Genomic DNA, 15,986 nt, shown 5'->3' on the forward strand with positions numbered 1-15,986 from the left:
GCGGGAGGGGGACAAGTGGGACAGCGGGACACGGGCAACGGACAGAGTTAGAGTAACCGAACGATCGGTCGGGACAAGGGGGGCTGTGGAAAACCCGTGTCTTCCCGCCGTCGTGGACGGTTCCGTTCCGGTCAGTTCCGGCGGATCGGCGCCCGGGACCGGACTCCTTGCGGAGGTCCCGTACCGCGGCGGAAGTTCATACAGGAGGATCGGTTTCATGACTGCAATCGAGCGCTCCCGCGTCGTCGCGGTGGTCGGCACCGGCACGATGGGACAGGGAATCGCCCAGGTGGCCCTTGTCGCCGGCCATCCGGTGCGCCTCTACGACGCCCTGCCGGGCCGCGCCCAACAGGCGGCCGAGGCCGTCGGAGCCCGGCTCGACCGGCTGGCCGAGAAGGGCAGGCTGGACGCCGGGGCCCGCGACAGCGCCAAGGCCCGGCTGCTCCCCGCCGCCGAACTGTCCGAACTCGCCGACGCCGCACTCGTCGTGGAAGCCGTGCTGGAACAACTGGCGGTCAAACAGGAGCTGTTCGCCGCGCTGGAGGACATCGTCGCCGACGACTGCCTGCTCGCCACCAACACCTCCTCCCTCTCCGTCACGGCCGTCGCCGGCGCCCTGCGCCACCCGGGCCGCTTCGTCGGCCTGCACTTCTTCAACCCCGCGCCGCTCCTGCCGCTCGTCGAGGTGGTCAGCGGCCACGCGACCGACGAGACGGCGGCCACGCGCGCGTGGGCGACAGCGGCGGCGTGGGGCAAGACACCGGTGCGCTGCGCGGACACCCCCGGCTTCATCGTGAACCGCGTCGCCCGCCCCTACTACGCCGAGGCGCTGCGCCTGTACGAGGAGCGGGCCGCCGACCCCGCGACCATCGACGCCGTCCTGCGCGAGTCGGGCGGCTTCCGGATGGGCCCCTTCGAGCTGACCGATCTCATCGGCCAGGACGTCAACGAGGCGGTCACCCGCTCCGTCTGGGAATCCTTCTACCAGGACGCCAAGTTCACGCCCTCGCTCGCCCAGCGGCGCCTCGTCGAGTCCGGCGGGCTCGGCCGCAAGTCGGGCCGGGGCTGGTTCTCCTACGAGGACGGCGCCCCCGCCCCCGTACCGCACACCGCGCCGCCCGCCGACCCTCCGTCGTCCGTGGTCGTCCAGGGCGAGCTGTTCGCGGCGGGCGTGCTGCCCGAGCTGATCGAAGAGGCCGGGATCGGGGTCATGCGCAAGGAGGACGCCGTCCCCGGATTCCCCGGCTGGCTCGAACTGCCCTGCGGCACACGGCTCTTCCTCACGGACGGCGAGGCCGCGGACAACTCCGACCTCCGGCTGATCCACTTCGACCTCGCGCTCGACTACCGCACCGCGACGCGGATAGCCCTGGCGCCGTCCGCCACGGTGGCCGAGGAGTCCCTCCGTACGGCCGTCGGCCTCTTCCAGGCGCTCGGCAAGCAGGTCAGTGTGATCGCCGACGTCCCCGGCATGATCGTGGGCCGTACGGTCGCCATGCTCGTCGACTTCGCGCTCGACGCCGAGGCACGCGGCGTCGCGGCGGCCGAGGACATCGACACCGCGATGCGGCTCGGGGTGAACTACCCGCGCGGGCCGCTCGACTGGGGCGCGGAGCTGGGCGCCGACCGCACGCTGTATCTGCTGGAGCGGCTGCACGAGGAGTATCCGTCCGGCCGGTACGCCGCCTCGCAGGCGCTGCGCCGACGCGCCGCCGCCGAGGTCGCGTCGTCGGAAGGGGCGGGCTCATGACGACCGCCAAGCGGGACACCTACACCCCGGAGACACTGCTGACCGTCGCGGTCGGCGTCTTCAACGAACGCGGCTACGACGGCACGTCCATGGAACATCTGTCGAAAGCCGCCGGTATCTCCAAGTCCTCGATCTACCACCATGTGGCGGGCAAGGAGGAACTGCTGCGCCGCGCGGTCAGCCGGGCCATCGACGGCCTCTTCGGGATCCTCGACGAGCCGGGCGCCGGGCGGGGCAGGGCCATCGAGCGCGTCGAGTACGTGACGCGCCGCACGGTCGAGGTCCTGATGGCGGAGCTGCCCTATGTGACGCTGCTGCTGCGGGTGCGCGGGAACACCAACACCGAGCGCTGGGCGATGGAGCGGCGGCGGGAGTTCGACCAGCGGGTCGCCGATCTGCTCAAGGCGGCGGCGAACGACGGGGACCTCCGCGCGGACATGGACATCCGGCTGGCGACGCGGCTGCTCTTCGGCATGATCAACTCGCTGGTGGAGTGGTACCGCCCGCAGTCGGCCGGCGGCTACGACAGCGACCAGGTGGCCGAGGCGGTCGTACGGATGGCGTTCGACGGGCTCCGCACGGAATCGGCGTAGCGCTTCCGGGCGCCCTCGCGGGGCAGGGCACGCCCGCCGCCCGGTCAGGGCGCGGGCGGCGGAGCCTGCTGGTCGAGGTCGGTCTCCTCGAAGACCAGCAGGGTGCGCGTGGACAGCACCTCGGGGATCGACTGGAGGCGTGTGAGGACCAGCTCGCGCAGTGTCCGGTTGTCCGGGGCGTGCACCAGCAGCAGCACGTCGAAATCGCCGCTGACCAGGGCGATGTGCGTGGCTCCCGGCAGCTCCTGGAGCTGTTCGCGCACGGTGCGCCACGAGTTCTGCACGATCTTGAGCGTGATGTACGCGGAGGCGCCCTGACCTGCCCGTTCGTGGTTGATCCTGGCGCCGAACCCGCGGATGACACGGTCCTCGATGAGCCGGTTGATCCGGGCGTACGCGTTGGCACGGGAGACATGGACACGCTCGGCCACGGACCGTATCGAGGCGCGGCCGTCGGTCTGCAGGATGCGCAGGATGTCCCGGTCGATCGCGTCCAGCGGCCGGGGCGGGAGCTCCTGCCCGGTGCGCTCCCAGTCCTCGGCCATTTGTTCAGCCGCCATGTCCCCCACCTCTCCGCTTGTGGACGCCTTGTGCCCATCTCAGGCTGTGCAGAACCGTTTGTCCACAGGCTGAAGCCGCCAGTAGCCAAAATGGCTCGGCAACCGAACAATCGGTAGGTGAGGCGCACCACACTCATGCGCCGCCCATGCCCGCTCCCATGAGGAGGTGCACGCGTTGAAGAAGAGCAGCACGACGGTCCAGGAGCCCCCGGGTGCCGTCGTCCACCGGTCCACCCCGCCCCCGGCGTGGCAGCCCCGCACGGACCCCGCCCCGTTGCTCCCCGACCGCGAGCCGTACCGCGTGCTGGGTACGGAAGCCGTGGCGGACGCCGACCCCGAGCTGCTGCTGCGGCTCTACGCGGAGCTGGTCCGCGGCCGTCGGTTCAACGCGCAGGCCACCGCCCTCACCAAGCAGGGCCGACTGGCCGTCTACCCGTCGAGCACCGGTCAGGAGGCCTGCGAGGTCGCCGCGGCCCTGGTGCTCCAGGAGCAGGACTGGCTCTTTCCCAGCTACCGCGACACCCTCGCCGTCGTGGCGCGCGGCCTCGACCCCGTCCAGGCCCTCACGCTGCTGCGCGGCGACTGGCACACGGGCTACGACCCGCGCGAGCACCGCATCGCCCCGCTCTCCACACCGCTGGCCACCCAGCTGCCGCACGCCGTGGGGCTGGCGCACGCCGCGCGTCTGAAGGGTGACGACGTGGTCGCGCTCGCCCTGGTCGGCGACGGCGGCACCAGCGAGGGCGACTTCCACGAGGCGCTGAACTTCGCCGCCGTATGGAATGCCCCGGTCGTCTTCCTCGTGCAGAACAACGGCTTCGCCATCTCCGTCCCCCTCGCCAAGCAGACCGCGGCGCCGTCGCTGGCCCACAAGGCCGTCGGCTACGGAATGCCGGGCAGGCTGGTCGACGGGAACGACGCGCCGGCGGTGCACGCGGTGCTCGCCGAGGCCGTGCGGCGGGCCAGGAGCGGTGGCGGCCCGACGCTCATCGAGGCCGTGACCTACCGCATCGAGGCGCACACGAACGCGGACGACGCGACGCGCTACCGCGGTGACGCCGAGGTCGAGGCGTGGCGCGCGCACGACCCGGTCCGGCTGCTGGAGCACGAGCTGACGGAGCGCGGGATGCTCGACGAGGGCGGGATCAGAAGGGCGGCCGAGGACGCCGACGCGATGGCCGCGCGGCTGCGCGACCGGATGAACGCCGATCCGGAGCTGGAGCCCATGGACATCTTCGCGCACATCTACGCCGAGCAGACCTCGCAACTGCACGAGCAGGCCGTTCAGTTGCGGGCCGAGCTGGACGCGTCGGCCGAGCCGGCCGACGACGCACGCGGACAGGGAGAGGCGCGATGACCACCGTTGCCGCCACGGCCGCGAAGACCGCCAGGGCGGCGAAGCCCGCCACGATGGCGCAGGCGTTGCAGCGCGCGATGCGCGACGCGATGGCCGAGGACCCGGCCGTGCACGTCCTCGGAGAGGACGTCGGCGCGCTCGGCGGAGTCTTCCGGGTCACCGACGGACTCGCCGCCGAGTTCGGCGAGGACCGCTGCACGGACACACCGCTGGCCGAGGCCGGCATCCTCGGGACGGCCGTCGGCATGGCCATGTACGGGCTGCGGCCCGTCGTGGAGATGCAGTTCGACGCCTTCGCCTATCCGGCGTTCGAGCAGCTGACCAGCCATGTCGCCAAGATGCGCAACCGCACGCGGGGCGCGCTGCCGATGCCGATCACCATCCGTGTGCCGTACGGCGGCGGGATCGGCGGTGTCGAGCACCACAGCGACTCCTCCGAGGCGTACTACATGGCGACGCCCGGCCTGCATGTCGTCACCCCGGCGACGGTCGACGACGCGTACGGGCTGCTGCGGGCCGCCATCGCCTCCGACGACCCGGTGGTCTTCCTGGAGCCCAAGCGGCTGTACTGGTCGAAGGCGCAGTGGTCGCCCGAGGCGCCGGCCACGGTGGAGCCGATCGGCCGGGCCGTCGTGCGGCGGACGGGACTGAGCGCCACGCTCGTCACGTACGGCCCCTCCCTCACGGTCTGTCTGGAGGCGGCGGAGGCGGCGCGCGCGGAGGGCTGGGACCTGGAAGTGGTGGATCTGCGCTCGCTGGTGCCCTTCGACGACGAGACGGTCATCGCCTCCGTACGGCGCACGGGGCGTGCCGTGGTCGTCCATGAGTCCAACGGTTTCGGCGGGCCCGGCGGGGAGATCGCCGCCCGGATCAGCGAGCGGTGCTTCCACCATCTGGAGGCCCCGGTCCTGCGGGTCGCCGGATTCGACATCCCGTATCCGCCGCCGATGCTGGAACAGCACCATCTGCCGGGTGTGGACCGGGTGCTGGACGCGGTCGCGCGGCTTCAGTGGGAGGCGGACAGCTGATGGCCCAGGTGCTCGAATTCAAGCTGCCGGATCTCGGTGAGGGGCTGACCGAGGCCGAGATCGTCCGCTGGCTGGTGGCGGTCGGCGACGTCGTCGCCATCGACCAGCCGGTCGTCGAGGTCGAGACGGCCAAGGCGATGGTGGAGGTGCCGTGTCCCTACGGGGGCGTGGTGACCGCGCGGTACGGCGAGGAGGGCACGGAGCTGCCGGTCGGCGCGCCGTTGCTGACGGTGGCGGTGGGGGCGTCCGAGTCGGCGCCGGCCGCCGCCACGGGTTCGGGTACGCAGCCGGCCCCGGCGGGCAACGGGACCGGACCGGCCGAGACGTCGGGCAATGTGCTGGTCGGATACGGCACGGGCGCGCCCGCCGCGCGGCGGCGCCGGGTCCGCCCGGCCGCCTCACCCGTCGTTTCCGTGGCTCCCGCCGAGGTCGTCGATCCGGCACCCGCACCTGCGGCGGCGCCCGCACCGACGCCCGCGACCGCACCGGCTTCCGTGCCCGAGCGGTCGGGGCCCGTTCCGGTCATCTCGCCCCTGGTACGGCGGCTGGCCCGGCAGAACGGGCTCGATCTCAGGGCGCTTGCGGGCTCGGGCCGGGACGGGCTGATCCTGCGGTGCGACGTCGAGCTGGCCATCGAGCGGATCGGGCAGGCCGCCCCGGCTCCCGCCCCGACTCCCGCTCAGGCCCCCGCCCCGGCTCCCGCCCCCGCTGTGAACGGCACGTCCGGTGCCTCCACCGCCGGGGCCGTCACCGAGCGCGTACCGCTGCGCGGCGTACGGGGCGCGGTCGCGGACAAGCTCAGCCGCAGCCGGCGCGAGATCCCGGAGGCGACCTGCTGGGTCGACGCGGACGCGACGGAGCTGATGGCGGCCAGGACCGCGGCCAACGCGGCGGGCGGCCCGAAGATCTCCCTCATCGCCCTGCTGGCGCGGATCTGCACGGCCGCCCTCGCGCGGTTCCCGGGGCTCAACTCCACGGTGGACATGGAGGCCAGGGAGATCGTCCGGCTGCGCGACGTCCATCTCGGCTTCGCCGCCCAGACGGATCGCGGACTGGTCGTCCCCGTCGTACGGGACGCGCAGAGCCGTTCGGCGGAGTCGCTGAGCGCCGAGTTCGCCCGCCTGACGGAGGCGGGCAGGTCGGGGACGCTGACGCCCGGTGATCTGACCGGCGGCACGTTCACGCTGAACAACTACGGCGTGTTCGGCGTCGACGGCTCCACGCCGATCATCAACCACCCCGAGGCGGCCATGCTCGGCATCGGCCGCATCGTCGCCAAGCCGTGGGTGCACCGGGGCGAGCTGGCCGTACGCCAGGTCGTCCAGCTCTCCCTCACCTTCGACCACCGGGTGTGTGACGGCGGCACGGCGGGCGGCTTCCTGCGGTACGTGGCGGACTGCGTGGAGCAACCGGCGGTGCTGCTGCGCACGTTGTAGGACGGCCGCGCACCGCGCACCGCGGGCCGCGTACCGCGGACCGCAGTCCCGGCCGCGGTCCAGGATCGCGGCCGGAGATCACGGTCGGACATCACATGGTCCGGGACGCGCGATCGCGGACCATACTTCTGCCATGACCACGACCGCCCATGACGCCATCGTGCTCGCCGGAGGTGCCGCCAAGCGGCTCGGCGGAGTCGACAAACCCGCCGTCAGCGTCGGCGGCCGGGCGCTGCTCGACCGGGTGCTCGGCGCGTGCGGCGGTGCCGGGCACACCGTGGTCGTGGGCGGCCGGCGCCCCACGATCCGGCCCGTGCGCTGGGCGCGCGAGGAGCCGCCCGGCGGTGGCCCGGTCGCCGCGCTCGACGCGGGGGTTCGGCATGCCGAGGCGGACACGGTGCTCGTCCTGTCCGCGGATCTGCCGTTCCTGAAGCGGGAGACGACAGTCCGGCTGCTGGACGTACTCGCGGCGGACGGTGAGCGCGAGGGCGCGATGCTCGTCGACGCGGACGGCCGCGACCAGCCGCTGGTCGCGGCGTACCGCACGGAGCCGCTGCGCCGTGAGATCGCCCTCCTCGCCGCCGAACACGGCAACCTCGTGGGGCTGCCGCTACGACTGCTGACGCATGAACTCGACCTCGCCCGTGTCCCGGCGGATGCCGACCCTCTCGCGTCCTTCGACTGCGACACCTGGGAAGACATCTCCACGGCGCGGGCACGCATCAGGGAGCATGGGACCGTGCTGGACGAATGGATCACCGCAGTCAAGGATGAACTCGGCTTCGAGCTCGACGTCGACATCAAAGACCTCCTCGATCTCGCCCGCGACGCCGCGCACGGTGTCGCCCGGCCCGCCGCGCCACTGACGACCTTCCTGGTCGGGTACGCGGCGGGCCGCGCGGCCGCCGGGGGCGGAGGGCCGGAAGCGGTGGCCGAGGCGTCCCGGAAGGCCACGGCGCTCGCCCTGCGCTGGGCCGACGAGGCGGACGGGACGACGAACAAGAGCGGTACGGGCGGCAGCGGTAGGGACAAGAGCGGTACGGACACGGCGTCCGGGGGCGGCGGCGGGGCCGAGGGGGCCGACGCCGGATGACGGCTCAGGACCGCGAGGTCGACGGCGTCGAGGACGTCCTCGCGCTGTTCGCCAGGCAGCCGGACGAGGGGTCCGGCGAAGCGCCGGACACCGACCGGGCCGCCTCCGCCCCCAACGACCGCGACTCCAACCCCAACCCCAACCGCGACGCCGCGCCCCCGAAGTCCGCGTCCGGTACGCGCAGACACCGCGCCACACCGTGGGCCGAGGCCCGCGCGATCGCCGCCCGGTCCGGCCGGTCGGCGGCCACCGCCCCGGCCCCCGCGCAAGCCCCGGCCCGCACCCGGCGCGTACCGCTCGAACAGGCCCTGGGCCATGTCCTCGCCGAGCCCCTGGTCGCGCTCACCGACCTCCCGTCGTTCGACACCTCCGCGATGGACGGCTGGGCGGTCTCCGGACCCGGCCCCTGGTCCGTACAGCCCGATCAGGTCGATGAGGCCGACCGCCCCGACGACCCGGCGGACACCCGGTCCACGCCCGTCACCCGGTCCACGCCCACCCCCGGCATACTCGCCGGGCACGCCGCCGCCACCCCGCTCCCCGACGGCACGGCGGTACGGATCGCCACCGGCGCCCGTATCCCGCCCGAGGCGACAGCCGTGGTCCGCAGCGAGCACGCCCGTACGGACTCCACCGGCCATCTCCACGCCGAACGCGCGGTGGTCCAGGGCCAGGACATCCGCCCGCGCGCCCAGGAGTGCCGCTCCGGCGACCGACTCCTGCCCGCCGGCGCGGTGGTGACCCCGGCGGTGCTCGGTCTGGCCGCCGCAGCCGGTTACGACGAACTGCTCACCGCCCGCCGCCCGACCGTCGACGTCCTCGTCCTCGGCGACGAACTGCTCGTGCGCGGACTGCCCCACGACGGCCTCATCCGCGACGCGCTCGGCCCGATGATCGCGCCCTGGCTGCGGGCCCTCGGCGCGGATGCCATCGACACCCGCCGTGTCGCGGACGACGCCCACGCCCTGTTCCGCGCGGTCACCGAGTCCGAGGCCGATCTGATCCTCACCACGGGCGGTACGGCCGCCGGCCCCGTGGACCATGTCCACCCCGTGCTCGCCAGGGCGGGCGCCGAACTGCTCGTGGACGGTGTCGCCGTACGCCCCGGCCACCCGATGCTGCTGGCCAGGCTCGCCTCCGGCCGCCATCTGGTGGGTCTGCCGGGCAATCCGCTCGCCGCTGTCTCGGGGCTGCTGACACTCGCCGAACCGCTGCTGCGTACGCTCGGGGGGCGGGTGCCACAGCCCGCGTACCACGCGCCTGTACGGGACGAGGTGCACGGCCATCCGTACGACACCCGGCTCGTGCCCTTCGTCCACCGTGACGACCGGCTCGTGCCCCTGCGTTACAACGGTCCCGCCATGCTGCGGGGGATCGCCGTCGCCGACGGACTCGCGGTCGTGCCGCCAGGCGGCGCGCGCCAGGGAGACGAGCTGGAAGTCCTCGACCTGCCCTGGGCGGCCTGGGCCGATGCCTCCGCCTCCACCGATGACGGGTGTTTCACGTGAAACTTCCCGGTCAGGACGCGATGGCGCGTCATGCCGATGAACACCTGGTCACCAGCCGGGTGAAACTGCCGCGGCGGATCGTCGACCGCCCGCTGCGGCAGGTGAGCAAGCGACTGCTGATGGCGCTGGGGGTGCTGGCCGTCACGGTCTTGATCGTCTGGATCGACCGCGCCGGCTACCACGACAACTCCGACGACTCGGTCGACTTCCTCGACTCCGTCTACTACGCCACCGTAACCCTCTCCACCACGGGTTACGGCGATATCGTCCCGTACAGCGACGGGGCACGGCTCATCAACGTCGTGCTGGTCACGCCGCTGCGCGTGCTCTTCCTGATCATCCTGGTCGGCACCACTCTTGAGGTCCTCACGGAGCGCACCCGGGAGGAGTGGCGGCTGAACCGCTGGAGGTCCAACTTGCGTGACCACACCGTCATCGTCGGCTTCGGTACGAAGGGCCGGTCGGCGATGCAGACCCTCTGTGCCACGGGGCTGAAGAAGGACCAGATCGTCATCGTCGACCCGAGCGCGAAGGTGATCGAGGCGGCCAACGCGGACGGTTTCGTGGGCGTCATCGGCGACGCGACCCGCAGCGATGTGCTGCTGCGGGCCGAACTCCAGCGGGCACGGCAGATCGTGATCGCCACGCAGCGCGACGACACCGCGGTGCTGGTGGCGCTGACCGCGCGTCAGCTCAACCGCGGGGCGAAGATCGTCGCTGCCGTGCGTGAGGAGGAGAACGCGCCGCTGCTGCGCCAGTCCGGCGCGGACGCCGTCATCACCAGCGCCAGCGCGGCGGGCCGGCTGCTCGGTCTCTCCGTGCTCAGCCCCGTCGCCGGCACGGTGATGGAGGACCTGATCCAGCAGGGCAGCGGCCTCGACCTCATCGAACGGCCGGTCATAAAGGCCGAGGTGGGGCGGAGCGTACGGGAGACGGACGATCTGGTGGTCAGCGTCCTGCGCGGGCACCGCCTGCTCGGGTACGACGACCCCGCGGCCAGCCCGCTCCAGCTCACCGACCGGCTGATCACGATCGTGCGGGCCGATCCCAACCCGGAGCAGAACAACGGGGACTGATCCGGCCGCCGGAACCCCGCCGCCGGAACCCGGCCGGCTGTCCCCGCCACCGGGCTCCGCGAGTCGGTACCGGCCCCGCGAGTCGTACCAGTACAGGGAATCCGTACCGGCACTACGAACAGGACCGGGGGGTAGCCTCCCGACCATGTATGCGATCACGATTCCGGAACCCGGTGGCCCCGAGGCGCTCGTCTGGGCCGAAGTGCCCGATCCCGTACTCGCCGAGGGCGAAGTCCTCGTCGATGTCGTGGCGAGCGCGGTCAACCGCGCCGATCTGCTGCAACGGCAGGGCTTCTACGACCCGCCACCCGGCTCGTCCCCGTACCCCGGTCTGGAGTGCGCGGGCCGCGTCGCCGCGCTCGGCCCCGGCACCGAGACCTCGGGCTGGTCGGTCGGCGACGAGGTGTGCGCGCTGCTCGCGGGCGGCGGTTACGCGGAGAAGGTCGCCGTTCCCGTGGGCCAGCTGCTCCCCGTGCCCGACGGCATGGACCTGGCGACGGCCGCCGCGCTTCCCGAAGTGACCTGCACCGTCTGGTCGAACGTCTTCATGATCGCCCATCTGCGCCCCGGCGAGCTGCTGTTGGCGCACGGCGGCGCGAGCGGCATCGGCACGATGGCGATCCAGCTCGCCAAGTCGGTCGGCGCACGGGTCGCCGTCACGGCGGGTGGGCCCGAAAAGCTGGCACGCTGCGCCGAGTTGGGCGCGGACATCCTGATCGACTACCGCGAGCAGGACTTCGTCGAGGAGCTCAAGAAGGCCACGGACGGGGCGGGCGCCGACGTCATCCTCGACATCGTCGGCGCGAAGTACCTCGACCGCAATGTGCGGGCCCTGGCCGTCAACGGGCGGCTCGCCGTGATCGGGCTCCAGGGCGGGGTGAAGGGCGAACTCAACCTGGCAGCCCTGCTGGGCAAGCGCGCGGCCGTCACGGCCACGTCGCTGCGGGGGCGTCCGCTCGGTGAGAAGGCCTCGATCGTCGCGGCGGTACGGGAGCACGTCTGGCCGCTGGTCGGCGCCGGGCAGGTGCGGCCCGTGGTGGACCGTACGTTCCCGATGCCCGACGCGGCCGAGGCGCACGCCGCCCTGGAGGCGGGCGACCACGTGGGCAAGATCCTGCTGCTGCGCTCGTAGCCGCCGCTGTCGAAAGAGGACGCCGGAGGGGCCGCCGCGGCGGCCCCTCCGGCGTCCTCTTCCGACAGTCGGGGGGAGATCAGAGATACGGGCCGGAGCGGATCGCGCCGTGCGCGCCCGGGTCCTCGTCGTCGTCGCCCTCGTGGGACGCGCCCGGCGGCAGCGCCCGGCGCATCTGCTCCAACTGCGCACGCGCCGCCATCTGCTGGGCGAACAGCGCCGTCTGGATCCCGTGGAAGAGTCCCTCCAGCCAGCCGACCAACTGGGCCTGCGCGATGCGCAGTTCGGCCTCGGAGGGGATCGCCTCATCGGTGAACGGGAGCGACAGGCGCTCCAGTTCGTCCACGAGTTCGGGGGCGAGACCGTCCTCCAGCTCCTTCACCGAACCGGCGTGGATCTCCTTGAGCCGTACCCGGCTCGCCTCGTCCAGAGGAGCCGCCCGCACTTCTTCGAGCAACTGCTTGATCATGCTGCCGATACGCATGACCTTCGCGGGCTGTTCGACCATCTCCGTCACCGGGATCTCGCGCGGCTCGTCGTCCCCTTGCCCGCCGCCGAGCGCCATCCCGTCCTGCCCCACCACGAGGACATGGGGGTTGCTCTCCTGCGACCGTTCGTTCCTCGGCATTTCCATACCCTCATTGTCTCGCACCCGTGTCCCGATGCGCGGTGAGCCCCCGTAAGAGAGTGGTCCACTCCCCTACGGGGGCCCGATCGGCCTCCGGGCCCGGTGTCCCGGCGTGCGTCAGATCGCCGCCCGGCGGGCCAGCGCGCCCCGCGAGCGGGTGACCAGCGCGGCCAGCACCGCCGCGCCGAGCGGGACGACGACGAGCAGCAGGCCCAGCGTCTCCCAGGGGATCACCACGGGCACGAACGGCGCCGTGGACTCGGACCCGCCGGCCCACCCCGCGTCCAGCATCTGCTCGTACATCTGGTCCTCCGCGCGGCGTTCGGTGAAGCGCAGCCCGATGGCGGGCAGGATCCCCGACGCCGAGCCGAGCAGCACACCCATCGCGGCGACCACCCCGCACTGGAAACCGCTGAGGGCCTTGCGGACCCTGGGCGGTGCCCCGACGGCGGCGAGCGTCCTCAGATCGGCCTCGGCGTCCGCCTGGGCGAGCCCGGTGGCGATACCGGCGGCGCCGATCGTGATCAGCCCCGCGAAGACGGCGAGCGCCAGCAGCGTGGTGCTGTTCTCGGGGGTGAAGCCCTTCTCCACGGTCAGCCAGATGTCGCCGCCGGTCTTGGCGAGTTCGCTGTTGAGCTTCTGTTCCTGCGCGTCGCTCGGCAGCCGCTCGGTCGAGAAGAAGGCACCCAGCGGTACGGTCGTGAAGCCCGCCTTCCGTGCCGCGTCCGGAGGCACGATCATCGTGACGCCGTACGCGTTCTGACCGGCGGAGATCTGGCGGGCGGGGATCGAGGTGACGGCGCCGGGGGGCTCCTTGCCCTCCATGCTCGCCGCTTCCGCCGCCTCAATGTCGGCGGCGGAGATGACGCGGATGTCGATCGTGCCCTCCGAGCCGGCCTTCGGGCCGCCATCCGTGAGGACGGCCCCGCCGCGCGCGCCGCCCTTCGCGGCGGCTTCGGCGTTCCGGCCGTCCGCGCCCGCGGGGTTGATGTTGCGGTTGAGGAAGGACACGGCCTGCCCGCTCGCCAGCGCCTTCTCCGCGGCCGGGTCGTCGATCTTCAGCACCTTCAGCAGCTTCGCGTCACCGATCAGGATTTCGCCGGCGCCATTGCCGACGCCGCCTCCCTGCTCGGAGCAGCGCCAGTCCGTGGCGAGCTTGCGCCGCTCGGCCTTGGAGAACTTCGAGGCAGGGTCCTCACCGGTGTCGTCGTAACTCCACAGCGGGCACTCGTGGTCCTTGGGCAGGACGATCTCGTACCGTCCGCAGCCGTCGCCGTCCCCGTACGCCGAGCAGTTCCTCTTGCCGACCACGACCCGGTCCACATCGGCCCGCACCTCCGTCGGCAGCAGCTTCTGCACGTCGTCGCGTATCGACGGGACGTCGGCCGCGGATTCCGGCGACAGGATCGCGACCGCGCCGTGCGGCAGGGATGCCTCGTACTCCGCCCGCTCCTGCGCCTCCGAGCTGGACGTGTACGTCGCCACCGCCACCGTGCCGGCGACGGCCGCGAGCACCGCCGCCACCGCCGGAGCCGTACGGCCCCGGTTGCGCACGGCGTCGCGCAGCGCGAGCCGCGGTGACAGCGGCAGCCAGCGGCCGATCCGTCCGAAGAGGCCCACCAGGGCGGGCGTCAGCGCCACCACGCCCAGCTCGGCGAGGGCGCTGCCGCCTCCGACGAGCGCGACCTGGTCGGACACCGTCGACCCGTACAGCGCGACGCCCGCGCCGAGGACGACGGCGGTCAGACCGAGGACCGGGAGCACCCTGCTGCTCCTGCGGACGCCGCGGCGGCCGGTGAGAGAGGCCACGACGCTCTGCCGGGAGGCGGTGACCGCCGGGACGATCGCGGCCAGCAGACCGGTCACGACCGCGATCAGCGCGATGCCGATCAGCTCCAGCGGGCGCAGGTCGAAGTCGCCGAAGCGCTTGCCCAGCCAGTCCTCCAGCACGGGCTGGAGGGCGAAGGTCAGACCGATGCCCAGCGCCGTGCCGACCACGGCGGCCACCGCGCCGATCACCAGACCGCCGCTGAGGACGATGGCCCTGATGTGGTGCCGGTCGCCGCCGTTGGCGCCGACCAGGCCGAGCTGGCGGCGGGAGCGGCGGGCGCCGACGGCGAACGCGGGTCCTGCCAGCAGGCAGATCTCCAGCATCGCGAGACCGACGACGGTGCTGAGGATGGCGAGTTCGGTGGCGTTGTCGGAGCCGCCCCCTCCGAACGCGGCGCCCTCCTGCTCGTAGTACGGCACGTCCGAGTCGGGCGGAGGGCTGAGCGTGACGGCGCGCGAGACGACCGTGACGCCCTTCTTGTTGGACTCCTTGACCATGTTCCACGTGAAACCGGCGTCGCCGGGCACGGAGACCAGATACGTGGTCGACGTCTGGGTGTCGGGCAGCTCGGCGGCGGCCAGCGCCTTGTCGAGCGGGGCCAGCAGGGCGCCGGGAAGGGCGTTGACCTGGGCGTCGCCCAGAGCGTTCGGCAGTTCGTAGGCGCCGACGATCCGGTAGGTGGCGTCGAGGCCGTGCGCGGTCAGCTCGGATCCGACGCGCAGACCGCTGCTCTCCAGGAAGGCGTTGGTCGCGGCGACCTCGTCGGCCTTGCGGGGGAAGTGGCCGCGGTCGAGGCGCATGATGCCCTCGGCCGTCGGGTCCGCCGCCTTCAGCTCCCGGATCGGGGTGCTGAGCAGTCCGTGGGTCGTCTTGAGTCTGGCCCTGCCCTCGGCGTCGACGAGCGACTCGGCGCCTCCGGGGATGGCGGCCTCGACGTCCGTGTCGCCGTCGGGCCACGGCTTGTCGTCGTAGTTCCCTGCCGGCAGGTAGTTGTCGGCCTTGGGGTCCTGGAGGAGGGCGACGCCGCCGAGACCCGGGTCGTTGACCCGGGCGTCGGCGCGGCCCAGATCGCGCTCCAGTGACTGGGCGGGCGACAGCTCGGCGCTGCGCAGGGTCAGATCGGCGGCGCTCACACCGAGGATCGGCAGGGCGAGCATGGCGAGGACGAGGAAGCTGCGTCCCTTGAAACGCCAGGCGTCCCGGCGGGCTATGCGGATCGCGGCGCGCCACGAGTGGTACCAGGTCTTCACCGCTCGGCCGCCTGGCCCGTGAGCAGGGAGTCGGCCTGGCTGCGGATCGTCTGGTCGACGACGGCACCGTCCCGGAGGAACACCACGCGGTCGGCCCACGCCGCGAAGCGCGGCTCGTGCGTGACCAGGACGCCGGCCGCGCCCGCGTCGCAGCGGCTGCGCAGCAGGGCGAGCACGGACTCGCCGGTCTCGGAGTCGAGGGCGCCGGTGGGCTCGTCGGCGAGGACGAGGCGGCGGTCGCCGACGAGCGCGCGGGCGATGGCCACGCGCTGCTGCTGGCCGCCGGACATCTCGTCCGGGAAGCGGTCGGCGAGATGGTCGAGGTCCATCTCGCGCAGCGCGGCGACGGCCTCGACGCGGGCCTTGCGGGCCGAGGTGCCGTCGAGCTCGCGGGGGAGGGAGACGTTCTCGGCGGCGGTGAGTGCCGGGACGAGGTTGTAGTCCTGGAAGACGTAGCCGATGCTGCGGCGGCGCAGGGCGGCGATCTGCTTGCGGTTCGCGGTGGTGAGGTCGGTGTTCTCGACTATCACCTGGCCCGATGTCGGGGTGTCGAGGCCGCCGGCGATGGTGAGCAGCGTGGACTTGCCGGAGCCGGACGGGCCCATGACGGCGACGAGTTCGCCGGGGAAGACGTCGAGGTTGATCCCGCGCAGGGCGTGGACCTCGGTGGCGCCACTGCCGTGGACGCGGGTCAGGTCTTTCAGCTGCAGTACGGGATGCGGTGCCTGCTGGTCAGGCATGGTG

13 protein-coding genes are annotated in these 15,986 nt (G+C 72.6%); 9 read left to right on the forward strand and 4 right to left on the reverse strand.

The features are described 5' to 3' along the window. The first annotated feature begins 217 nt into the window (after nucleotides 1–217). Both SSPS47_RS17160 and SSPS47_RS17165 read left to right on the forward strand, forming a co-directional pair. Entirely contained in the window at nucleotides 218–1,750 is a 1,533-nt protein-coding gene (locus tag SSPS47_RS17160; protein ID WP_164251864.1) for a 3-hydroxyacyl-CoA dehydrogenase, read from the forward strand. After that, the gene (locus SSPS47_RS17165) at nucleotides 1,747–2,343 is read left to right on the forward strand and encodes a TetR/AcrR family transcriptional regulator (RefSeq protein WP_147873295.1); all 597 of its coding nucleotides are present in this window, start codon (nucleotides 1,747–1,749) and stop codon (nucleotides 2,341–2,343) included. The genes SSPS47_RS17160 and SSPS47_RS17165 overlap by 4 nt, the downstream gene beginning before the upstream one ends. A gap of 44 nt (nucleotides 2,344–2,387) precedes the next feature. Here SSPS47_RS17165 and SSPS47_RS17170 read toward each other — a convergent pair whose 3' ends face one another. After that, nucleotides 2,388–2,903: an Lrp/AsnC family transcriptional regulator gene (locus SSPS47_RS17170; RefSeq protein WP_147873296.1), complete on the reverse strand. Its 516-nt coding sequence runs from the start codon at nucleotides 2,901–2,903 to the stop codon at nucleotides 2,388–2,390. A 175-nt stretch (nucleotides 2,904–3,078) separates the two neighbouring features. On the opposite strand from SSPS47_RS17170, the gene pdhA reads away from it, so the two are divergent. From pdhA to SSPS47_RS17205, 7 genes are all read left to right on the forward strand, one after another. Further along, complete coding sequence (gene pdhA / locus SSPS47_RS17175; protein ID WP_164251865.1) at nucleotides 3,079–4,260, forward strand: pyruvate dehydrogenase (acetyl-transferring) E1 component subunit alpha; 1,182 nt, start codon at nucleotides 3,079–3,081, stop codon at nucleotides 4,258–4,260. Next, a complete protein-coding gene (locus SSPS47_RS17180) occupies nucleotides 4,257–5,288 on the forward strand; it encodes an alpha-ketoacid dehydrogenase subunit beta (protein ID WP_164251866.1) in 1,032 nt (343 codons plus the stop codon). Before pdhA ends, SSPS47_RS17180 begins: the two co-directional genes overlap by 4 nt. Next, nucleotides 5,288–6,724 carry a dihydrolipoamide acetyltransferase family protein gene (locus tag SSPS47_RS17185; RefSeq protein ID WP_164251867.1) on the forward strand — a complete coding sequence of 479 codons (1,437 nt, stop codon included), beginning with the start codon at nucleotides 5,288–5,290 and terminating at the stop codon, nucleotides 6,722–6,724. The genes SSPS47_RS17180 and SSPS47_RS17185 overlap by 1 nt, the downstream gene beginning before the upstream one ends. Before the next feature lie 133 nt (nucleotides 6,725–6,857). Continuing rightward, entirely contained in the window at nucleotides 6,858–7,817 is a 960-nt protein-coding gene (locus SSPS47_RS17190; RefSeq protein WP_164251868.1) for a DUF6457 domain-containing protein, read from the forward strand. Further along, entirely contained in the window at nucleotides 7,814–9,325 is a 1,512-nt protein-coding gene (locus SSPS47_RS17195; protein WP_164251869.1) for a molybdopterin molybdotransferase MoeA, read from the forward strand. Before SSPS47_RS17190 ends, SSPS47_RS17195 begins: the two co-directional genes overlap by 4 nt. Before the next feature lie 20 nt (nucleotides 9,326–9,345). Beyond that, on the forward strand, nucleotides 9,346–10,401 hold the full coding sequence (locus tag SSPS47_RS17200) for a potassium channel family protein (protein ID WP_343234925.1): 1,056 nt from the start codon (nucleotides 9,346–9,348) through the stop codon (nucleotides 10,399–10,401). A 145-nt stretch (nucleotides 10,402–10,546) separates the two neighbouring features. After that, nucleotides 10,547–11,533 carry an NAD(P)H-quinone oxidoreductase gene (locus SSPS47_RS17205; protein ID WP_164251871.1) on the forward strand — a complete coding sequence of 329 codons (987 nt, stop codon included), beginning with the start codon at nucleotides 10,547–10,549 and terminating at the stop codon, nucleotides 11,531–11,533. 79 nt (nucleotides 11,534–11,612) lie between these two features. Here the strand turns inward: SSPS47_RS17205 and SSPS47_RS17210 are convergent, their stop codons facing one another. From SSPS47_RS17210 to SSPS47_RS17220, 3 genes are all read right to left on the reverse strand, one after another. Continuing rightward, nucleotides 11,613–12,167 carry a bacterial proteasome activator family protein gene (locus tag SSPS47_RS17210; RefSeq protein ID WP_164251872.1) on the reverse strand — a complete coding sequence of 185 codons (555 nt, stop codon included), beginning with the start codon at nucleotides 12,165–12,167 and terminating at the stop codon, nucleotides 11,613–11,615. A gap of 111 nt (nucleotides 12,168–12,278) precedes the next feature. Then, nucleotides 12,279–15,242 (reverse strand): ABC transporter permease, encoded by a 2,964-nt coding sequence (locus SSPS47_RS17215; RefSeq protein WP_164251873.1) that lies wholly within the window; start codon nucleotides 15,240–15,242, stop codon nucleotides 12,279–12,281. Continuing rightward, the gene (locus SSPS47_RS17220; RefSeq protein ID WP_164251874.1) at nucleotides 15,239–15,982 is read right to left on the reverse strand and encodes an ABC transporter ATP-binding protein; all 744 of its coding nucleotides are present in this window, start codon (nucleotides 15,980–15,982) and stop codon (nucleotides 15,239–15,241) included. The genes SSPS47_RS17215 and SSPS47_RS17220 overlap by 4 nt, the downstream gene beginning before the upstream one ends. Between the last annotated feature and the right edge of the window lie 4 nt (nucleotides 15,983–15,986).

This window comes from Streptomyces sp. S4.7, assembly GCF_010384365.1.
GTDB lineage: Bacteria > Actinomycetota > Actinomycetes > Streptomycetales > Streptomycetaceae > Streptomyces.